The organism is Palleronia pontilimi (assembly GCF_016412875.1).
Taxonomy (GTDB): Bacteria; Pseudomonadota; Alphaproteobacteria; order Rhodobacterales; family Rhodobacteraceae; genus Palleronia; species Palleronia pontilimi.
Genome location: NZ_JAEKPD010000014.1, coordinates 131,311 through 149,733, shown reverse-complemented (window position 1 = coordinate 149,733; position 18,423 = coordinate 131,311). Strand labels below are relative to the sequence as shown.

Below are 18,423 nucleotides of genomic sequence, written 5' to 3'. Positions count from 1 at the left end.
GATTCCAGATCAAACCGGCCCTAACCGCGGGGGAAGGTCAACAGATGGAACGGGTGAGGTAGGCCGTCAGGACCTTGCACCCCGAACCGCTCAAGCGTGACGTTGCGCGGCGTCGCCGTGAAAGCGAAGAAGCTGATGTTGGACTGTGGCCCGCGAGCCTTCTGATATTCTGCAATAAGGTCCTCAATGTCATCGCTCGACGAAGCTTCACGCGTAAGCGCATCTGTCATTGACTGCGCCGCTTTGCCGGACTGGCTTGAATGGGCTTCGTCGATGATGACCGCAAAGTTTCTCTTGCTCTGGCCCGAGAGAGCCTTGAGATGATCGGTAGAAAACTTCTGGATGGTCGTGACGATGATCCGCGCACCTTTGCCGATTGCATCCTTGAGCTGTCGGGATGTTCCGTCGATCTTTTTCACGACGCCTTGCGTCTGTTCGAATTGCGAGACCGTTCTTTGAAGCTGGCGGTCGAGAACGATGCGATCCGTAACTATGATGGCTGTGTGGAAGACCTGAGCATCATCGACATCATGCAGATTGATCGCATGGTGCGCCAGCCAGCCTATTGTGTTGGATTTGCCTGAACCCGCCGAGTGCTGAATAAGATAGTTTTGCCCTGCGCCGTTCGCTCGGGCGTGAGTCATGATCTTCCTTACCGCGTCGAGCTGCTGGAAGCGCGGAAAGATCATCACTTCATTCTTGCCGTTCACCTCCAACGTTATGAATTGGCCGATTATGTCGATTAGGACCGAGCGGGAGAAGATAGCCGAACCCCAATCGCCGTCACCATAGAGATAGGCGATACGGTGCTCACCCTCGACATCGGGATTGCCCGCTCCGCCGTCGCGTCCCCGATTGAATGGAAGAAATCGCGTTTTGCCGTTTTGGAGACGCGCAGTCATCGACACATTGTCTTCATCGATGGCGAAGTGAACGAGCGCGCCCCGTTTGAAGGTCAATAACGGCTCATTCGCAGGCGAGCGATCTGAGCGATACTGCTTTTCTGCATGCCTGAATGTCGTGCCTGTCAGAAGGTTTTTGGCTTCAATCGTTGCGATAGGCAGCCCGTTTAGGGAGAGGACGACATCAATGCGGTTGCCGTGCTTTTGGCTGTAGACGACCTCATCCATGACGCTGAGGATATTCGCCTCGTACTCGACTATGCGTTTGGGCTCTAAGCCACTAGCGGGGCGGAAATAGCAGAACACGAACGGGATGCCTGGAACGATCTTTAAGCCCTGTCTGAGCACATCTAACAAGCCGCGATCCTTGAGCGCCTTGTCGAGTTGTTTGAAAAGAACGTCTTCGGCTGAACGCGAATAATGCTGCTCCAGCTTCTCCCATGACTCCGCCTGCGTCTCTTTCAGAAACCGAATGACAAGCTCACGGTCCATCGCCAGCGGTTTGTCGAAATGGATTTCACCTGCGTAACCACGGCTTTTTTCGGAACCGACGCGACGAAGATAGCCTTGGGTCGAAACTAGGCTTTCGATCAGATGCTCTTGAAGCACATCCTCCTTGTGAAGATTGGAAGCTGTGTGTGAGGTCATACCACTCCTCCGGCGGCAGCTTTGTTAAGCGTGTCGGAAGATTCGATATGTCCAGTAACTCGGTAGTTGATTAGCGCTGACTTCTTCTCCAGCAACAAACTCAACAGTGCACCTTCTCTTGATGCCATTGCGGCTTTTAATCCTCCAGCTACTTCTATCAACTCGTCGATCTTCTTTATTTCAACCCGAATATTGGCAACGATATCGGCCTGCTCTGAAAGTGGCGGCAGGGCTATTGGAACAGTCCGAAGCGCTTCATGTTCCAAATCCCATTGGCCTATACGAACTCCCTTAGAAATCCTTCCGTAAATAGACGTGTAAAGCTGGCTTCGGAGGAGAAAATGGATGTAGTCGTCATTCTCCTGATGTAGAGGTTCATATACAAAGTAAGCTGGACTCACGATCCCTTGAAATTTTGATACCGCAATTGATCCCTGCCACGCCTTCATTTTGTTGGTCACAAGCCAACGCTTCTTCACGAGTTGATACCCAGATAAATCTTCAGACTCGACGTTGCGGTTGTCGTCTCGTGATGATTTGGGGATCACACCGTAGTCACGGTAGACCGACAATAACTCTTCATCAGGCTGACCAGTTTGCTTTGTCTTTTTGTATAACGACCAAAATGGAACAACAGGCCAATGATCGGGCGTTTCGTCGAGAATAATCTGATACAAATCCTTCATATTCTCATCTCCTCGATGTTCTTTGCGAGGGAGTCGAGAATTGCGAATATCTCTTTATCAATATCATCGATCTCTCTGGGTTTCCGGTACGGCCTAAAGTGTCGGTTGAAATTGACTTCGTATCCCACCCGTCCGATCTGCTTGTCGGTCTTATCTATGTGCTTTTCGTCTACCCAGGCATCCGGCGCGAAAGGTTTAACCTCACGCTCAAAATACTCTCGCCAATCCTCTTTAAGAGGCACAACTTCGTGATCACGCAGATCAGTATCTGGCTCCGGGTTGCCCTTCTTGTCGGTGCATATGCTTGCGCTCTGGTCACGCTTGGAAAGAGAGTTTAGAATCGCTTTCTTGACTGGCGCTCCAACTTTGAAATTCAGGCCGTGAAAAACCTTTGATAACTCATCGCTGAATTTCTTACGACTTTTGAATATAGATTTGGGAATTTCACCAAGCACCCTTAAGAGATCGACTTGATCTTCCGCCCCAAGAGCTAGAAAAGCTTTCTCATCTCTCAATCGAGCAAGGCGCTCTTCGTTGACCTGAAAACTTAACTGCAGTGGCCGCTCTATTCTAATTTCGCGATATCCAAAATCCGCAACATCAAAAATTTTGGAAACGGTAGATTCCCTACTGTCATCATTCGAAAATGAACCATATACGCGAACAATATTCTCGCGTGCTTCGTCATGAATCTCTCGATTTTTCTGCCCGAGATTCTTTCTCAAAGGCGTCCAGAACTCATCGACTGATGCGTCAATGAGTTGAATCTTTCCGCGACGATTTGTGGTTTTTCTATTGGAAAGTATCCAAACGAAGGTTTGAATATCAGTGTTGTAAAACAAGTTCGTGGGAAGCGCTACGATTGCCTCAACCCAGTCATTTTCCAGAATCCAGCGCCGAATTTCGCTTTCTCCTGATGCCGCTCCTCCGGTAAATAGTGGAGAGCCATTCATTACGATACCGATGCGAGAACCGGCCTCGTCGTCGCGCATCTTGGAGATCATATGCTGGAGAAATAGGAGCTGTCCGTCTGAAACACGGGGCGTACCCGCGCCGAAGCGTCCTTCGTGCCCCAAGCTTTCGGCCTCCGCTTTTACGACGTCCTGATCGTCTTTCCAGTCCACACCGTAAGGTGGATTAGAAAGCATATAGTGGAAACGTTTTTCTGGATGTGCGTCATTCGCCAATGTGCTTTCCGGCGCGATGTTTTCAGGATCATGTCCTGTTATGAGCATATCCGACCGACAGATCGCATAAGATTCGTCGTTTAGCTCTTGGCCGAACAGTTCAACGCGAATTGATGGGTTAAACTCTCTAAGCGCCTCTTCTGTCAGCGCTAACATACCACCGGTGCCGCAAGCAGGATCATAGACTTGTCGGATAATACCCCGTCCCGTGAGTTTCGTATCGTCATTCGCAATTAGCAGATCGACGATTAGGCGAATGACTTCGCGCGGTGTGAAGTGTTCACCTGCCGTCTCATTTGATATCTCGGAAAACCGCCTGATGAGTTCTTCGAACAGATACCCCATCTCCAAACTGGAAATGGACTGCGGATGCAGATCGATCTCGCAGAATTTCAAAAACACTCCATAGTACCCCTTTGTCGTTCAGGCGCTTTAGCTGATCTTTGAAAAGAAAGCGTTCAAGAAACATTTCTTGGACGGTCGGGGAAAATTTTGTGATGTAGTCGATAAGATTACGATGAAGTTGTCCTGGTTCTTGTCCGCGCAAACTATCGAAGGTAAATCGCGAGAGGTTGTAGACTTTAATGTTGTTCCCAACTGCACCATAGAGGATCATGTCCCTTGTGGCCTGATCTGCATTTTCGGGAATTGATTTCGCTGCGTCCAGCACATCTTGCTTTGAATCTTGAAGAAGGCAATCCAAGCGCCTCAAGACGACAAAGGGCAAAATCACCTTGCCATACTCTGACTGTTTGAAACGGCCGCGTAGCGTTTCGGCAATCGACCAAACAAAGCCGCTTAAATTCTTAATGTCGCTCACGAATGCCCCTTTTGTTTTTTCACCGCCTGCGTGTCGTTCGCGGCAGCGTTGTCGTCAATGTATTGCCGCATAAAGTCACGAATGACCTGAGCGGCGGGACGGTCTTTCGCCCGACACATCTCGATAAATTTGTCTCGGAGGTCGCGCTCCACTCGGATACGAAACCCTGCATCCTTGCCCGTCATTGGGGAAGTGTACCCAATGTGGTCACATTCTGGAGGCGCTTTTCGAAGTCCGTCCACAACTCTGCGGTGCACTACGGCCGAAAGAAGGATCGAAGAGGCCAAGTGCCTCATCGCTTTCAGCGGCGACGCACTGGCGGCATCCAATCCGCGCAGGGTTGGTCAGGGGTCCACCGGGGCAGGAACGCACTATGGTCGAAGGGATGGCTCCAAGGCAAGGGTAGCTATGAAATGCTCCCTTCCTTGTCTCGATGATGTCGTCTCCATGAAGTGGCGCGCATCCAAACTGCGAAAGGTTGGTCTCCATGAAATGGTCATGGGGGTATCGGTGTTAGCAGGAACGCTCCCCTGATTGGTGATGCAACGGCCAAAGGTTGCTAGTGGTTTCAAGGGGCGCGATAGCCCTTTGATCGATGGGTGCAGGGAGAGCGAAGTCTCCTGCGACTGATTGAACGGGGATACGTTCTACTGGCTCTGACATGGGTTCAATGTCCAGGAAGAGCCACAGGCCGGGGGGATGCAACGGGGGCGCGCAGCGGGACCCCTTGCCAAGCGCGTGGTAGTACCACGCACACCTTGCGTTCGGCGCTATCTCAATAACCAAATTACAGATGCTATTGGTAGTACCACTATGAAAACGTGGCAAATTTTTGTGATCAGACACCGGGGTACATCGCTAGATGGAGGTACTTCATTGCCTCACGGTCTCGCCTTGCAGCGGCATGGTCGAAAGGTGTCCTGAGAGCAATGTCTTGCATCCAAGAGGTATCGGGGTCGAGTTCCATGGCTACCTTAATGAATGTCACGCTGCCACGCATGGCGGCAACATGGACGGGTGTGAAGCCCGTGGCGATTTGCGTCGTCTGCAACGACTGACCGTCTTCAATAGCCATGCGCAACTCAAGAATGTCGTTGTCACGTGCAGCCTTGAAGATATCTGGCGGGTCTTCCTTCAAAGCCTGCCCGCGCTGTGCATGAACGTTTCTCATGCTAACGGTACCCTCCACCAAACTTCGCAGCGATTGCATCGAGGTGCTCGTTATTCTTCACCAGATGCGCCAGGATGCGCCGTCCTGACTCTTGGTACGATGCTCCCTTAAAGGCACGGGTTTTTTTGATTTCAGATTTGGTGGAGGCTTCTTCGGGGAACTCGGTCGTATCGACGGTCATACTATATTCGAGCACCGTATTATCATCGCCGCGTACAACTTCGATGCGTCCATCCGCGATGATGCGTGAATATGGCGGAATATCCTCGCCGATCTTGTGAATGTCTTCATTGGTCAGAATGAACTTGGCATTGACTGAGTTGCGTCTGTCGCCATCTGGCTGTCCGACTTCGTACTCATTGGCGGTGACGACTGCGTAGCCGCGCAAGACAACCGGAATTCTGCTATTGGCAAGCGCGATATAGAACTCATCCCTGTATTTGAATTTGCCTTGACGGACCATTGCAGGAGCTTCTGAGAAAAGAAGGTTCACAGGGGCAATACCTCCGTAAAATCCACCGCACAATATCACGCAGCAAGGAAGCTGGACGTCTCGTCTGCCTGTGAGAGACGAGATCAAGATGTGTGGCTTAGTTCCATCGAGAACCTGCGCAACCGATTGGCTTAGATACGTGGACGCAAATATGTCTCGAAGCGCCTGCCGATGGAAGTTCGTGCGCTCCTTATTGTAACGCACTTCAAATCCATCAAACCCTCCTTCGATCAAAACCTGCTGAGCAAAGCGGTTTATAAAGGTGAATTTTGCATCGCCGATGTGATGAGATGATTTGCTTCCGAACCATTTCTTCATATCATCGAGCGTAAGCCGGGTATCTCGCGCCTTTGAGGCTATATGCTTCGTCCTATCCGCCATCTCACGCTGCCGGAGCTCGGTATCCTCGGGCTCCATTATCAGGTCGCGGAGTTTTTGGTTCCCGATGCCGTGGACCTCCTTAAATTCCATCAAGGCGCGTCGATAGTATTCCTTCAGCGATCCCGGAAAATAGCCGAGCATGCGCTCGGCTTGCAAAAGCCCTGGCGGCGCTATTGGTAGGGCAACTCTCTCGGCTTTGCTCCGCTCATCGCTGGCGTGCCTGTCATCTTTGGTCGAAGTCAGGGGAACAACCTTCCCCTCCCGCTTTCTGCTCACTGGTCTAAATATCCTTTCAGACGAAACACGGGAAGCTCTTCCGAGCCGAACAAAGCGTAAGGGACTTAGACATGAGCAAGCTCAAATATGATGGCAGCTGAACCAGGCAAGATGATCTGGATTCGAACCTAGGACACTCGGCGAGCTTCACAAGGCTCTGCTAGAGGCTCGCGAAAACCAGCTCACTAAGAAAACCAAGAACCGCACACAACGCCGGAGAATGTGCCTCCGGTGCCCGATCCCGCTGTGCCTTAGTGCAGACCAACACAATAAGAAAGGAAGACATGCACCATCCAAATCAATTCCAGGGCCCAGGGGGACGAGGGCCGGGTGAAGACCTGAAAGGCGGCTTTGCTACCTGCGCCGCCGCCATGGTCTCCATAGTCGTTAGCCCACCATTTCACGAGTTCACGGCACCTTATGTCTGGGAGCTTTCGCGGCGGAGCTATGGCCCCGAAATGGTCGATTTCATCATGGTCTGTTGGATGATCCTGACCTGGCCCCTGACGTTCTTCGCAGCACGCGCTGCGATCATCGCGGGGCTGACAGTCGCAGGTGTCTACATCGCCTATCGACTGATCTGAGAACACTCTGGCTGGCTGCAACTAAGTGGCCAGACATCCAGACTGAAATGGAACACACAAGGAAATCAAATGCCTAAGATCATTGAGCGCGAAGTAGGAAAAATCGTGCACCGCCAGAAGGTCAAAACCTTCGGAGACAAGGTGAAAGAGGTTCTGCAAGGAATCGCATCCGTTGCCTTCGTTTTGATACTCATCGGTCTTTTCATCGTTGGCTGACCCGACCAACGGGATGGCGGCTCTTTAAAAGCCGTCATTCCACCCGAAACGAAAATTTGAATTGAAAGGAGACCCTCATGCTATTTGAGGAACAATACCCCTATGGCTCGGCGCGATTTGCCAGACCATTCGAAATCCACAAAGCTTTCAATACCAAAGGCGGCGTGCCCTTTGGCTTCTATAGCGGGCGCAAGCTCTTCCACGCCAAGAACGCGGGCATGCTGCTGATCGGCGGCGCTGGCTCGGGCAAGTTCACGTCGATCCTCGCGCACCTTATGGATGCGCCCGGTCGCGGCGGCGATGCGCCGACGCTCAATCTGGTGATCGATGAAGCCGCCCAGCTCGGGCGCTTTCCCGAGATTGCCGAGTTCTACTCGATTGGGCGCGGCTTCGGACTTTGCCCCGTCTGCGTCTATCAGGACATCGGCCAAATCCGAAACAACCTCGGACCAACGGGCGCGATGACGCTCTCGGCCAGTGCTGACATCGAAGTCTATCTCGGCGGCGGCATCTCGGATTTGGAGACCGCGCGTCATTTGAGCGCAAAACTCGGCAACCAGACGCTGGAGCTGGATGATCATCTCACCCAGCACCGTGCGCAACGTGAGATGCGCGTGGCAATGCACGATGCGCTCTTTGGGATCAAGGGCGGTGCCATTCGCACAGGGCTTGCGATGAAGGCGCTGGATTATGAACGCGGGCACAAGCGCAAGCAGGCGCGTGCGCTCATGACGCCCGAAGAAATCCTTGGCATGAGCCACAAGCAATCGCTGGTGATGGCATCGGGTTACGGCATTCCGCCCTTCCTTTCGGACAAAAGCCCGTACTTCGCGATGAAGCGATACTCGGGCCTCTATGGGCCGAACCCTTACTTCGACCGCGATCTTAGCACGGTCAAAGTGCCTGGTCGCTTTCGTTCAAAGCGATCTCTCAAGGTGATCACGGAAGCCGTGCCTTCGGCGCTCGCTGATCTGCCTCAATACCAAAACGGGATGTGGAGCTTCATCGAAGGCCACCGCCCGAACGTCTGAAAACTGAAATCAGCAAAAGGAGAACGACATGAAAGTTGGATCAATCACAGCCCTTAGCGGCGCAGAAATTTGTCATGAAGCAACCAAAGGTGGTAGAATGAAAGTAGGACAAAGCGTCTCGAATGGCGCTCTGCCTTCCGCCTCCGCTGTTCAGCATGGGGCACCTCAAGAGCATGACGGAAATGATGCACATCCGCGAGTAGCGGGTGCAGGAAAACGCACGCCTATGGTGGGAAAGGAGGGTGCGGCCATGACTGAACATGATGAATACCAAGACGTTTGCCTCACGCTAGATGCGGCAGCAAAGACAAGTCTGGAGATCGATACGGCGAAGTATCAAGCCTATTTTGATAATCCTTCTCTGAGTGATGCTCAGAAGGAAGAGATCATGCAGGCGCTTTGGAGTATCATCGTCGCTTTCGTGGACCTGGGCTTCGGCGTCCATCCGGCGCAAGAAGTCTGGAAAACCCCAGCAGTCGCTTGATGTGCAAGGCAACAAGGATTCTAATGAATCCAAGCCTGTAGACGATTTGAGTAAGAAATTCGAGCGTGCGAGCGATGATACGTGATCGCGGCCCGCCAGGAAAAGGAGTTCCGATGAAACATGAACAGAAAATGGAGGTTACCCAACTCAAAGCAGTTATTTACTGCCGGGTATCCTCGACCAAGCAGAAGCTGGATGGCGGCGGTCTGGAAAGCCGTGATCAGTGCATACGAGACGCGCCTGGCAAAGCTTGAGCGTGAGAAGTTCGTGTTAGCTGAGAAAGAGGCTTCTGCGCTGCCGCCAAAAGGACGGCTGGAGGAATTTATCGAACTATCGCTTCGTTTCTTGGCAAGCCCTTGGAATATCTATGCAAATGGCGACTATGCCACCCGTCAGACGGTACTCCGTTTGGCCTTCGTGGAGCCTCTTCAGTATAACCGGAATCAGGGTTATCGAACTCCCGAAATTTCTTTTCCCTTCAAGGTGTTGGAGGGCATTTCAGGCGAAAAAAAGCAGATGGTGCTGTGAGAGAGGATTGAACTCTCGACCTCACCCTTACCAAGGGTGTGCTCTACCACTGAGCTACCACAGCATCCGGTTCGTGGGCGGGTCTTTAGACGCGATAAAACGTCCGCGCAAGGGGTGGTGGCGCTTTTCGGACACGCAAGGTGGCTCAGGCCCAACTGGACCATGTTGTCGGCTTGCGCTAGGAAGCTGGCATGGAGAAAGACCCTTCGAAACGTGGCGATGCGGGCCGGGCCGAGACCCGGGAAGATCGTTTGAAGAAGGCGCTCAAGGCGAATATGGCCAAGCGCAAGGCGCAGGCGCGGGCCCGCGCGAACGAGCGGAAGAACGGCGCGCAGACGCCCGAGCAGTAGGATCCGGACATGGACTCAATTCTGGTGAAGGGCGGTCGCGAGCTGGCCGGCGAAATCCCCATCGCGGGCGCGAAGAACGCGTGCCTGACGCTGATGCCCGCGACCTTGCTGTCGGACGGACCGCTGACGCTGACCAACGCGCCCCGCTTGTCGGACATCAAGACGATGACGATGCTGCTCGAGTCGCTGGGAACCGAGGTGACGCAGCTTCAGGGCGGGCAGGTGCTGGCGATGTCGTCACACGCGCTGAGCAGCACGCGGGCCGACTACGACATTGTGCGCAAGATGCGCGCGTCGATCCTGGTGCTGGGGCCGCTGCTGGCGCGCGAAGGCCATGCCGAGGTGTCGTTGCCCGGCGGATGCGCCATTGGCGCGCGGCCCGTCGACCTGCACCTGAAGGCACTTCAGGCGCTGGGCGCCGAACTGGACCTGCGCGACGGCTACGTTCACGCCAAGGCCCCCGCGGGCGGGCTGACGGGCGGCAGGGTCGCGTTTCCGATCGTGTCGGTGGGCGCCACGGAAAACGTGCTGATGGCCGCGACCCTGGCAAAGGGCACCACGATCATCGAAAACGCGGCGCGCGAGCCCGAGATCGTCGACCTGGCCCGTTGCCTGCGTCGCATGGGCGCCGAGATCGACGGCGAGGGCACGTCGACCATCGAAGTGCAGGGCGTGGACCGGCTCGAGTCGGCCACCCACCGCGTCGTCACCGACCGGATCGAGCTCGGGACCTACATGCTGGCGCCCGCGATCTGTGGCGGTTGGGTGGAATGCCTGGGCGGCCGGATCGAGTTGGTGGGCGCGTTCTGCGAAAAGCTCGATGCGGCCGGGATCTCGGTCGAGGAAACGCCGCGCGGCCTGAAGGTCAGCCGCAAGAACGGCCGCGCCAGCGCGGTGGACGTGGCGACCGAGCCGTTCCCGGGATTTCCCACCGACTTGCAGGCGCAGATGATGGCGCTGCTCTGCACCGCCGACGGCACCAGCGTGCTCGAGGAAAACATCTTCGAGAACCGCTTCATGCACGCCCCCGAACTGATGCGGATGGGGGCGCAGATCGACGTGCAGGGCGGTCACGCCACGGTCACCGGGGTCGAGCGGCTGAAGGGCGCGCCCGTGATGGCCACGGATCTGCGCGCGTCGGTGTCGCTGATCCTGGCCGGGCTGGCCGCCAAGGGCGAAACGCTGGTCAACCGGGTCTATCACCTGGATCGCGGCTACGAGCGGGTCGAAGAAAAGCTGGGCGCGGTCGGCGCGGACGTGCAGCGGGTCCAGGGTCAATGACCGACGACGCGCGCTTCGAGGATGCGTCGCCCGGCCCCCTGCGGCTGATGGCCATGGACGCCGAGGATCTGCAGGTGATCTCGTCGTTGACGCAGGATTCGGTGTTTCCGATCACCGAGATGACCTGGCAACGGTCGCAGCGCCGGTTCGCGCTGCTGCTCAACCGCTTTCGCTGGGAAGATAGCGCCTCCCGCCGGGCCGAACGGGTCCGCGCGCTGCTGACCATCGAGGACGTGCAGGCCGTGAAGACCCAAGGCATCGACCGCAAAGATGCCGACCTGGTGCTGTCGCTTCTGTCGATCACGCTCGAGCCCGGCGAAGACGGCACCGGGCGGGTGATCTTGTGGCTGGCGGGCGACGGCGCGATTGCCGTCGATGTCGAGGCGCTGGAGGTCACGCTGCGCGACGTGACCCAGCCCTACCTCGCGCCCTCGGGCAGGGTTCCCACCCACGAGTGAAGCGGCTCGGACGCTATTTCTGGATCCGCTCGAGATAGTAGGCCAGCGACAGGATCCGTCCGCGCACGGCCAATTCCCGCGCCATCGTTCCGTAATCGTCGCCGAACTCTTCTTCGTATCGCTTGCCCCAGACGGGCATCGGATAGCCGTGGCCGCGGATGCCGGTGCGCCCGTCGATGAACATGATGACGTCGAGCATGGGGAACTCGCCCTCGTTGGCTTGGGCCAGCGTCGTCAGATCGGGCACCGGAACGGTCAAGATCTGCGCCAGCGGGCCATCGCCGGTGCCTTCCATGCCGTGGCAGGTGGCACAGGAATTGGCGAATTCGACCTCGCCCGTGTCGCGGACCTCGTCCTGGGCGTGCACGGCGGAAACCGAGACTGCCAGCGCAAGCAAATGTGGGATAAATGTTTTCATGACAATGCCTTTCCTTGGGTGTGACGGCCCCCACGGCCCCCTTCGGACGACGATACGGTCCGGGCGAATGCGACACTTGATCGGCGTCAAATGGCGCAGCGTCCGGTTCCAACCGGTCGCAGAAACCATTAGATCGGCAGCGACTCGGGGAATGATCTGATGCCACACCGCCTGACAACCGAAGATCCGGATTTCGAAAGCCGGTTCGCGGCGCTTCTGACCATGAAGCGCGAGGACAGCCCCGACGTGGACGACACCGTGGCCGCGATCATCGCGTATGTGCGCAAGCGCGGCGACGCGGCGCTGATCGAGCTGACGGCGAAGTTCGACCGGCTGGAGCTGACGGCGGACACGCTGGCGTTTTCGGACGACGAGATCGACGAGCACGTGGCGCGCGTGCCCGAGGACGAGCGCGCGGCGCTGGAACTGGCCGCGGCGCGCATCCGCGCCTACCACGAACGCCAGATGCCCGAAGACGCGCAGTGGACCGACGAGGCGGGCGCCACGCTGGGATGGCGCTGGGGACCTGTCGATGCGGCCGGGCTGTACGTGCCGGGCGGGCTCGCATCCTATCCGTCGTCGGTGCTGATGAACGCGATCCCGGCCAAGGTGGCGGGGGTCGAGCGGCTGGTGGTCACGGCACCCACGCCCGATGGCAAGGCCAACCCGCTGGTGCTGCTGGCCGCACGGATCGCGGGGGTGGACCAGGTGCTGAAGATCGGCGGCGCGCAAGCCATCGCCGCGCTGGCCTACGGGACCGAGACGGTGGCACCCGTGGACAAGATCACCGGCCCCGGCAACGCCTATGTCGCTGCCGCCAAGCGCCGTGTCTTCGGGCGCGTCGGCATCGACATGATCGCGGGGCCGTCCGAGATCCTGGTGATCGCCGACAAGGACAACGATCCCGACTGGATCGCCCTGGATCTGCTCAGCCAGGCCGAGCACGACGAAAGCGCCCAGTCCATCCTGGTCACCACGTCCGCGCCGCTGGCCGATGCCGTCGCCCAGGCCGTGGAGGATCGCCTGCTGACGCTCGAGCGGCGCGCCATCGCCGCGGCCAGTTGGCGGGAATACGGCGCGATCATCGTCGTGCGCGACCTTGGCGAAGCGGCCGCGCTTGCCGATCAGATCGCGGCCGAGCACCTGGAGCTTTGCGTCGCGGAGCCGCATTCGCTGGCCGCCAATATCCGCCATGCGGGGGCGATGTTCCTGGGCAAATGGACGCCCGAGGCCATCGGCGATTACATCGGCGGCCCGAATCACGTGCTGCCCACCGCGCGCTCGGCGCGATTTTCCAGCGGCCTGTCCGTGATGGATTTCCTCAAGCGCACGACGTTGGCCCACATGTCGCCCGCTGCCCTGAAGGCCATCGGTCCCGGGGCGGAAACCCTGGCCCGCTCGGAAAGCCTGGAGGCGCACGGGCTTTCGGTGCGCGCACGGCTGGACAGGTTGAACGAATGAGCCGCCTTTACGCGATCGAGATCGACGAAACGGATCTGCCCGTGCCCTCGCCGGAAATGGACCAGGAGCGCCGCGTGGCGGTGTTCGACCTGGAGGAATCCAACAGCTTCGCCCTGCTGGACGGGCCCGAGGGGCCGTATGCGTTGCGGCTGGGCATGACACCGGATCGTCGCGCCCGGTTCGAGTTGACGGGGCGCGACGGCTCGGACGCGGCGGCCTTCACCCTTGCCATGGGCCAGCTCGAGCAGGCGGTGAAGGATTACGCCACGCTCTGCGACACCTACGTGGATGCGGTGAAGTCGCTTCCGCCTGCGCGGATCGAGGCGATAGACACGGCCCGCCGCGATATTCACTCGGAAGCCGCGCGCCAGCTGCGCGCCCTGCTTGCGGGCAAGGCGGATGTGGACGAGCCCACGTCGCGACGTCTGTTCACGCTGATCTGCGTGATGATGCAGAGCGAATAGCCGCACTGCAGAACTGACCTTGAAAAAGGGGGCGTTTCCCCTCATCTAGTGGCACGCCCCGAACTGACGGGGTGGCAAAACAGGATTGACCATGGCCAAGGAAGAACTGCTCGAATTCCCGGGTGTCGTGAAGGAACTCCTGCCGAATGCGACGTTCAGGGTCGAGCTGGAAAACGGCCATGAGATCATCGCGCATACGGCAGGCAAGATGCGCAAGAACCGCATCCGCGTTCTGGCGGGCGACAAGGTGCAGGTAGAGATGACGCCCTACGATCTGACCAAGGGGCGGATCAACTATCGCTTCAAATAGGGCGGGGACGATTTTTCGCCGAAAAATCGCGCGCGGGAGCGTCCGATGAGCTCTGATCCACGTCTCGTGCTCGGCTCGGGCTCGCCCCGCCGCCTGGAGCTTCTGGCCCAGCTGGGCCTTGTTCCCGCCGACATCCGGGCGCCCGAAATCGACGAAACGCCGCATAAGGGTGAACTCCCGCGCCCCTATTGCGCGCGCATGGCGCTGGAAAAGGCGCGCGCCTTGGACGCGGCTCCGGGCGAGGTCCTGTTGACCGCCGACACCACCGTCGCGGCCGGTCGACGGATCCTCGGCAAGCCCGAGGACGAAGACCAGGCGCGCGCTTTCCTGTCGCTTCTATCCGGGCGCCGCCACCGGGTGCACACGTCGATCGTGGTGCGCGCCGACGATCGCACCTGGTCCCGCGATGTCGAGTCGCAGGTGAAGATGAAGGTCCTGTCGCAAGCTGACATCGACCGCTACATCGCCACCGACGACTGGCGCGGCAAGGCTGGGGGCTACGCGATCCAGGGCCCGGCCGCCGCGTTCATCCCCTGGATGCAGGGCTCGTTCACCGCCGTCGTCGGCCTGCCCCTGCACGAGACCGCGCAGCTTCTGGAAGCCGCGGGCCTGCCGGTCTGGGGACGCGCATGAAGGGGCGCACGGTGCACCTGGACAGCTGGGGCGATCACCTGGCCGCCGCCATGCTGGTCGACGGAAAGCTCGACGACCTGCTGATCGAAGACCTGACGGGCCGTCCCGTTCCCGGGGCCATCTATCGCGCCATCGTGGATCGGCCCATGAAGGGGCAGGGGGGCGCCACGCTGCGCTTGCCGAGCGGCCGCGCCTACCTGCGCCAGGGCAAGGGATTGGCGCCCGGCCAGGCCATGCTGGTGCAGGTCACCGGTTATTCCGAGGCGGGCAAGGCGGTGCCGGTCACCGCGCGCCCGATCCTGAAATCGCGCCACGTCATCGTGACCCCCGGAGCGCCGGGCTACAACGTCGCGCGCGGCATCCGGGACAACGACCGCCGCGAGGTTCTGCTGGCCATCGCCCATGACGTGGCCGGCGCGCCCGACGGTCTGGGCCTGATCCTGCGCTCGGCCGCCGAACACGCGGCAGACAGCGAAATCGCGGAAGATATCGCCGCGACGCTGGACCTGGCGCAGCAGATCGCCGACGATTCCGGCAGTGACCCCGAACTTCTGGTGGACGGACCCGATCCGCACATGCTGGCCTGGCGCGACTGGCCGACGCCCGATGCCCTGTTCGCCGAACCCGGGAACTTCGCCGATCATGGCATCCTGGACCGGATCGACGTGCTGGCATCGTCCCACGCCGAACTTGGCGCCCACGGATGGATCAGTATCGAGCCCACCCGCGCCCTGGTCGCGGTGGACGTGAACACGGGCGGCGACACGTCCCTGTCGGCGGGCCTGAAGGCCAATATCGCCGCGGCGCGCGCCTTGCCGTCGCAGCTGAGATGCCGCGGCCTGGGCGGGCAGATCACGGTGGATTTCGCCCCGAGCCCCAAGAAGGACCGCAAGGTGCTCGAGCAGACCCTGCGCGCGGCCTTCCGCGACGATCCGGTGGACACGGTGCTGGCGGGCTGGACGCCCTTGGGGTGCTTCGAGCTGCAACGCAAGCGCGACCGTCTTCCCCTGCATGAACTGATCCGCGAGACGATGCCATGACTTGCCCGATCTGCGATCGCAGGACCGACCCGAAATACCGCCCGTTCTGCTCGCGCCGTTGCGCGGACGTGGACCTGGGCAAGTGGCTTACGGGCAGCTACGCGGTGCCGGCCGAAGAGAGCGACGACTGGTCCGCGGACACCCAGGAGGATGCGCCGCCCAAGCACTGACGGGGCTGCGCTCTTTTTGGCTGAAAGCCTCTGGACTTGGCACTGGCCCACGTCTAAGACACCGCCACCCAAGGGGCCCCGCCCCACCCGTGCCCGGGTAGCTCAGGGGTAGAGCAGTGGATTGAAAATCCTCGTGTCGGTGGTTCGATTCCGCCCCCGGGCACCATTACTAAAATAAAAATACATCTAATTCATATGGATAGAAGATTTTCTTGGATCTTGATCCCCCAGTGCATCCCCCAGTCTTTGGATCGCTTGGCACGTTTCGATATGTCAGCGAGCCACTACTGCTTTGGTTGGTACAATCGGGTGTAGTCCACGTCTCAACAGCCGCTTTTCGCTTGCAGGTCAGTCCAATGAGCCGTGGATGGCGGCAACCCTTGCGATTTTGGTCACATATGTGACCAATCATGGTTGTTGATTTCGCTGAATAAATGGGAACGGCTCGGCTATGTTTGTGGCTTAGACGCCGCTAGGGCGGTGGTCAAAAACCTGCCAAAACTGCAAAGGTTTTGCCGGAGGTTTTTGTCATGTCTAAGTGATCGGTATTGCTTGGGGCAGAGCGGACCGGCACAAAGGAGCGTTTTTGAATAATCTCAAATGGCTTCTATTCGCACGGGATGCCGCTAAGGTCCGCAATGAACCGTAAAATGCCCCCCGAGGATTAACACGCAGGTTGGCAGCCTATTGGAATGATACGTACGACAGTGCCTTCATGCAGGGCATTTAGTGAGTTCATTAGGATTGCAGTTGCGGACATCCAGTATCTCGTACGCGCGCCCTCAGCATCTGTTGCCTTTTCTGGTAAACAAAGACTTAGCTCGTTGCATTTGTTGAGGATCGACTCATCGCCAAGAGTTGCAGTAACGCTGTGGGCGAATTCATTCCTTATGGCGCGAAGTAGATCGAGTTCTCTGCGCCACTCTTCCGAGATGAGACCTATCGCCCGAGCGGCCGCAACCTTCGCTGAAAAGGTGCCTAGCGGCGCGTTGAACCCATTAAGTAACTTCGCCGACGACTTTCCCTCAACAAGGCGGGCGAAAAGCAGCTTGGTCAAGACGTCATCCAGCATTGATGCTGTCACCAGAACAGCGCCCCTATTACTTTCCTCTGATAAGACCTCGAGATAGCGCAGATGGTCCATCATATGTGGAGCCTCTTGCTTCATTAGTGCCATGTATTCTTGAGTGTATTGCATTTCTCTCCCTACCCCCTTGAAGTGGTCCCACCTCTTCGGACAGGTTTGCGGCGTTTCTAAGGTGTATCGTGATTAGGTTTCATGCTGCTTTCTGCTCATTCAAGCCCGCCCAATATGCGTCGTCGGGCGTCTGCCGATCAAGCGCGGAATGGGGCCGCTCGGTGTTGTAGAACGCCATCCAATCCTTGATCACGCGCCGGGCCTGGAAGCCATCACTGATCTCCTCAAGATAGATCGCCTCCTGCTTCAGGCTCCGCCACAATCGCTCGATGAAGATGTTGTCGAGGTAGCGGCCCCGACCGTCCATCGAGATGCGTACGCCCGCCTCGGTAAGCTTCGTGATCCAGGCCGATCCAGTGGACTGCGATCCTTGATCGGTATTTATGATCTCCGGTGGCCCGTGTTTGGCCATGGCCTCGTTCAGCGCTTCGACGCAGAAGTCCGCGTGCATCGTGTTCGACAGCCGCCAGCTCAAAACCTTGTGCGTTGCCCAATCCATGATCGCGACCAGATACAAGAACCCGTTCTTGACCGGCACGAAGGTAATGTCGGCGCACCAAACCTGGTTGGGGCGGTCGATAACCATGTTGCGTAGCAGGTATGGAAAGACTGGATGCTGCGGATGTGGTTGGCTGGTTATGGGGCGTTTGTAGATTGCCTCAAGGCCCATCTTAGCCATCAATCGCCTGACGCGGTGACGGCCCACGACAATGCCCTCCCGGCGCAGATAGGCCGCGATCTGGCGCGACCCGAAGAACGGGTATTTGGTAAGCACGCGGTCGATCTCTTTCATTATCGCCAGCGTGTCAGCGTCAATCCCGACCGGTGTGTAATAAAAACGCGGATCGGCTCAGCCGAACCAAACTACACTGCTGACTGATGCTCAGCTCAGGATGGTCACGCTGGATCATGGCCCGATTCTTTGCCGGGCTCACCTTTTGAGCCCTTCCGACAAAAAATCGTTCTCCTCCGCCAGCCTCCCGATCTTGGCGTGCAGCTCCTTGACCTCAGCTTCCGTCGGACCGCTTTGCTTGCCGCCTGAGAACACATCGGCCATCCCATCTATGGCCTGCCGCTTCCATGTGCTGACCTGGTTCGGGTGCAACTGATGCTTCGCTGCGATCTCTTGCACGGTCTTATCACCGCGCAGAGCTTCCAACGCCACCTTTGCCTTAAACTGGTCTGTAAAATTCCGGCGCTTCGCCATTCTCGTATCCCTTCAGAGGTTTGGGA

General features: G+C 57.9%; 23 protein-coding genes, 2 tRNA genes and 1 pseudogene. 15 read left to right on the top strand and 11 right to left on the bottom strand.

Features of this window, described 5'->3' with window-relative positions; all coding sequences use genetic code 11:
- Positions 1-20: 20 nt before the first annotated feature.
- From ILP92_RS14010 to ILP92_RS13980, 7 genes are all read right to left on the bottom strand, one after another.
- Positions 21-1,550 (bottom strand): DEAD/DEAH box helicase family protein, encoded by a 1,530-nt coding sequence (locus ILP92_RS14010; RefSeq protein ID WP_214650055.1) that lies wholly within the window; start codon positions 1,548-1,550, stop codon positions 21-23.
- Positions 1,547-2,236, bottom strand: a complete 690-nt coding sequence (locus tag ILP92_RS14005; RefSeq protein ID WP_198917032.1) for a restriction endonuclease subunit S — start codon at positions 2,234-2,236, stop codon at positions 1,547-1,549. The genes ILP92_RS14010 and ILP92_RS14005 overlap by 4 nt, the downstream gene beginning before the upstream one ends.
- Positions 2,233-3,825 carry an HsdM family class I SAM-dependent methyltransferase gene (locus tag ILP92_RS14000; RefSeq protein ID WP_198917031.1) on the bottom strand — a complete coding sequence of 531 codons (1,593 nt, stop codon included), beginning with the start codon at positions 3,823-3,825 and terminating at the stop codon, positions 2,233-2,235. The genes ILP92_RS14005 and ILP92_RS14000 overlap by 4 nt, the downstream gene beginning before the upstream one ends.
- Complete coding sequence (locus tag ILP92_RS13995) at positions 3,716-4,243, bottom strand: type I restriction-modification system subunit M N-terminal domain-containing protein (RefSeq protein WP_198917030.1); 528 nt, start codon at positions 4,241-4,243, stop codon at positions 3,716-3,718. Before ILP92_RS13995 ends, ILP92_RS14000 begins: the two co-directional genes overlap by 110 nt.
- Positions 4,240-4,428, bottom strand: a complete 189-nt coding sequence (locus ILP92_RS13990; protein WP_198917029.1) for a ribbon-helix-helix protein — start codon at positions 4,426-4,428, stop codon at positions 4,240-4,242. Before ILP92_RS13990 ends, ILP92_RS13995 begins: the two co-directional genes overlap by 4 nt.
- 653 nt (positions 4,429-5,081) lie before the next feature.
- Entirely contained in the window at positions 5,082-5,414 is a 333-nt protein-coding gene (locus ILP92_RS13985; RefSeq protein ID WP_198917028.1) for an ankyrin repeat domain-containing protein, read from the bottom strand.
- Position 5,415: 1 nt separating this feature from the next.
- Positions 5,416-6,564 (bottom strand): hypothetical protein, encoded by a 1,149-nt coding sequence (locus tag ILP92_RS13980; protein WP_198917027.1) that lies wholly within the window; start codon positions 6,562-6,564, stop codon positions 5,416-5,418.
- A gap of 284 nt (positions 6,565-6,848) precedes the next feature.
- On the opposite strand from ILP92_RS13980, the gene ILP92_RS13975 reads away from it, so the two are divergent.
- The 5 genes from ILP92_RS13975 to ILP92_RS13955 all read left to right on the top strand — a co-directional run bounded on the left by ILP92_RS13975 (position 6,849) and on the right by ILP92_RS13955 (position 9,407).
- On the top strand, positions 6,849-7,148 hold the full coding sequence (locus ILP92_RS13975) for a hypothetical protein (protein ID WP_198917026.1): 300 nt from the start codon (positions 6,849-6,851) through the stop codon (positions 7,146-7,148).
- A gap of 69 nt (positions 7,149-7,217) precedes the next feature.
- A complete protein-coding gene (locus ILP92_RS13970) occupies positions 7,218-7,364 on the top strand; it encodes a hypothetical protein (RefSeq protein WP_198917025.1) in 147 nt (48 codons plus the stop codon).
- A 77-nt stretch (positions 7,365-7,441) separates the two neighbouring features.
- The gene (locus tag ILP92_RS13965) at positions 7,442-8,395 is read left to right on the top strand and encodes a type IV secretory system conjugative DNA transfer family protein (protein ID WP_198917024.1); all 954 of its coding nucleotides are present in this window, start codon (positions 7,442-7,444) and stop codon (positions 8,393-8,395) included.
- 28 nt (positions 8,396-8,423) lie between these two features.
- Complete coding sequence (locus ILP92_RS13960) at positions 8,424-8,879, top strand: hypothetical protein (protein WP_198917023.1); 456 nt, start codon at positions 8,424-8,426, stop codon at positions 8,877-8,879.
- A gap of 195 nt (positions 8,880-9,074) precedes the next feature.
- On the top strand, positions 9,075-9,407 hold the full coding sequence (locus ILP92_RS13955; RefSeq protein ID WP_198917022.1) for a hypothetical protein: 333 nt from the start codon (positions 9,075-9,077) through the stop codon (positions 9,405-9,407).
- Here ILP92_RS13955 and ILP92_RS13950 read toward each other — a convergent pair.
- Positions 9,397-9,471, bottom strand: a tRNA-Thr gene (locus ILP92_RS13950). The two genes, ILP92_RS13955 and ILP92_RS13950, sit on opposite strands and share 11 nt — an antisense overlap.
- A 127-nt stretch (positions 9,472-9,598) precedes the next feature.
- Here ILP92_RS13950 and ILP92_RS13945 point away from each other — a divergent pair.
- From ILP92_RS13945 to ILP92_RS13935, 3 genes are read left to right on the top strand one after another with little or no spacing between them, the layout of a single operon-like run.
- Positions 9,599-9,757, top strand: a complete 159-nt coding sequence (locus ILP92_RS13945; protein WP_198917021.1) for a hypothetical protein — start codon at positions 9,599-9,601, stop codon at positions 9,755-9,757.
- Positions 9,758-9,766: 9 nt separating this feature from the next.
- Positions 9,767-11,038: a UDP-N-acetylglucosamine 1-carboxyvinyltransferase gene (murA, locus tag ILP92_RS13940; protein ID WP_198917020.1), complete on the top strand. Its 1,272-nt coding sequence runs from the start codon at positions 9,767-9,769 to the stop codon at positions 11,036-11,038.
- Positions 11,035-11,496 (top strand): DUF2948 family protein, encoded by a 462-nt coding sequence (locus ILP92_RS13935; RefSeq protein WP_198917019.1) that lies wholly within the window; start codon positions 11,035-11,037, stop codon positions 11,494-11,496. Before murA ends, ILP92_RS13935 begins: the two co-directional genes overlap by 4 nt.
- 13 nt (positions 11,497-11,509) lie before the next feature.
- Here ILP92_RS13935 and ILP92_RS13930 read toward each other — a convergent pair whose 3' ends face one another.
- Positions 11,510-11,914, bottom strand: coding sequence for a c-type cytochrome (locus ILP92_RS13930; RefSeq protein WP_198917018.1), 405 nt, complete (start codon positions 11,912-11,914; stop codon positions 11,510-11,512).
- 159 nt (positions 11,915-12,073) lie between these two features.
- Here ILP92_RS13930 and hisD point away from each other — a divergent pair, with 159 nt between their 5' ends.
- The 7 genes from hisD to ILP92_RS13895 all read left to right on the top strand — a co-directional run bounded on the left by hisD (position 12,074) and on the right by ILP92_RS13895 (position 16,158).
- Positions 12,074-13,375: a histidinol dehydrogenase gene (hisD, locus tag ILP92_RS13925; protein ID WP_198917017.1), complete on the top strand. Its 1,302-nt coding sequence runs from the start codon at positions 12,074-12,076 to the stop codon at positions 13,373-13,375.
- On the top strand, positions 13,372-13,839 hold the full coding sequence (locus ILP92_RS13920; RefSeq protein ID WP_198917016.1) for a UPF0262 family protein: 468 nt from the start codon (positions 13,372-13,374) through the stop codon (positions 13,837-13,839). Before hisD ends, ILP92_RS13920 begins: the two co-directional genes overlap by 4 nt.
- A 91-nt stretch (positions 13,840-13,930) precedes the next feature.
- The gene (gene infA, locus ILP92_RS13915) at positions 13,931-14,149 is read left to right on the top strand and encodes a translation initiation factor IF-1 (protein WP_007205486.1); all 219 of its coding nucleotides are present in this window, start codon (positions 13,931-13,933) and stop codon (positions 14,147-14,149) included.
- 45 nt (positions 14,150-14,194) lie between these two features.
- On the top strand, positions 14,195-14,782 hold the full coding sequence (locus tag ILP92_RS13910; protein WP_198917015.1) for a Maf family protein: 588 nt from the start codon (positions 14,195-14,197) through the stop codon (positions 14,780-14,782).
- Positions 14,779-15,822 carry a ribonuclease E/G gene (locus ILP92_RS13905; protein ID WP_198917014.1) on the top strand — a complete coding sequence of 348 codons (1,044 nt, stop codon included), beginning with the start codon at positions 14,779-14,781 and terminating at the stop codon, positions 15,820-15,822. Before ILP92_RS13910 ends, ILP92_RS13905 begins: the two co-directional genes overlap by 4 nt.
- Positions 15,819-15,992, top strand: a complete 174-nt coding sequence (locus ILP92_RS13900; protein WP_198917013.1) for a DNA gyrase inhibitor YacG — start codon at positions 15,819-15,821, stop codon at positions 15,990-15,992. The genes ILP92_RS13905 and ILP92_RS13900 overlap by 4 nt, the downstream gene beginning before the upstream one ends.
- 91 nt (positions 15,993-16,083) lie before the next feature.
- A tRNA-Phe gene (locus ILP92_RS13895) sits at positions 16,084-16,158 on the top strand.
- Positions 16,159-16,656: 498 nt separating this feature from the next.
- On the opposite strand, the gene ILP92_RS13890 is transcribed toward ILP92_RS13895, so the two are convergent.
- Together ILP92_RS13890 and ILP92_RS13885 are read right to left on the bottom strand one after the other, a co-directional pair.
- Positions 16,657-17,190: a hypothetical protein gene (locus ILP92_RS13890; RefSeq protein WP_198917012.1), complete on the bottom strand. Its 534-nt coding sequence runs from the start codon at positions 17,188-17,190 to the stop codon at positions 16,657-16,659.
- A gap of 79 nt (positions 17,191-17,269) precedes the next feature.
- A pseudogene (locus tag ILP92_RS13885) lies at positions 17,270-18,397 on the bottom strand (IS3 family transposase).
- Positions 18,398-18,423: the final 26 nt, after the last annotated feature.

Coding starts and splice junctions, on each gene's coding strand:
- ILP92_RS14010 (WP_214650055.1), bottom strand. CDS start 1,550: ATGACCTCACACACAGCTTCCAATCTTCACAAGGAGGATGTGCTTCAA.
- ILP92_RS14005 (WP_198917032.1), bottom strand. CDS start 2,236: ATGAAGGATTTGTATCAGATTATTCTCGACGAAACGCCCGATCATTGG.
- ILP92_RS13990 (WP_198917029.1), bottom strand. CDS start 4,428: ATGACGGGCAAGGATGCAGGGTTTCGTATCCGAGTGGAGCGCGACCTC.
- ILP92_RS13985 (WP_198917028.1), bottom strand. CDS start 5,414: ATGAGAAACGTTCATGCACAGCGCGGGCAGGCTTTGAAGGAAGACCCG.
- ILP92_RS13975 (WP_198917026.1), top strand. CDS start 6,849: ATGCACCATCCAAATCAATTCCAGGGCCCAGGGGGACGAGGGCCGGGT.
- ILP92_RS13970 (WP_198917025.1), top strand. CDS start 7,218: ATGCCTAAGATCATTGAGCGCGAAGTAGGAAAAATCGTGCACCGCCAG.
- ILP92_RS13965 (WP_198917024.1), top strand. CDS start 7,442: ATGCTATTTGAGGAACAATACCCCTATGGCTCGGCGCGATTTGCCAGA.
- ILP92_RS13960 (WP_198917023.1), top strand. CDS start 8,424: ATGAAAGTTGGATCAATCACAGCCCTTAGCGGCGCAGAAATTTGTCAT.
- ILP92_RS13955 (WP_198917022.1), top strand. CDS start 9,075: ATGGCGGCGGTCTGGAAAGCCGTGATCAGTGCATACGAGACGCGCCTG.
- ILP92_RS13945 (WP_198917021.1), top strand. CDS start 9,599: ATGGAGAAAGACCCTTCGAAACGTGGCGATGCGGGCCGGGCCGAGACC.
- murA (WP_198917020.1), top strand. CDS start 9,767: ATGGACTCAATTCTGGTGAAGGGCGGTCGCGAGCTGGCCGGCGAAATC.
- ILP92_RS13935 (WP_198917019.1), top strand. CDS start 11,035: ATGACCGACGACGCGCGCTTCGAGGATGCGTCGCCCGGCCCCCTGCGG.
- ILP92_RS13930 (WP_198917018.1), bottom strand. CDS start 11,914: ATGAAAACATTTATCCCACATTTGCTTGCGCTGGCAGTCTCGGTTTCC.
- hisD (WP_198917017.1), top strand. CDS start 12,074: ATGCCACACCGCCTGACAACCGAAGATCCGGATTTCGAAAGCCGGTTC.
- ILP92_RS13920 (WP_198917016.1), top strand. CDS start 13,372: ATGAGCCGCCTTTACGCGATCGAGATCGACGAAACGGATCTGCCCGTG.
- infA (WP_007205486.1), top strand. CDS start 13,931: ATGGCCAAGGAAGAACTGCTCGAATTCCCGGGTGTCGTGAAGGAACTC.
- ILP92_RS13910 (WP_198917015.1), top strand. CDS start 14,195: ATGAGCTCTGATCCACGTCTCGTGCTCGGCTCGGGCTCGCCCCGCCGC.
- ILP92_RS13905 (WP_198917014.1), top strand. CDS start 14,779: ATGAAGGGGCGCACGGTGCACCTGGACAGCTGGGGCGATCACCTGGCC.
- ILP92_RS13900 (WP_198917013.1), top strand. CDS start 15,819: ATGACTTGCCCGATCTGCGATCGCAGGACCGACCCGAAATACCGCCCG.
- ILP92_RS13890 (WP_198917012.1), bottom strand. CDS start 17,190: ATGCAATACACTCAAGAATACATGGCACTAATGAAGCAAGAGGCTCCA.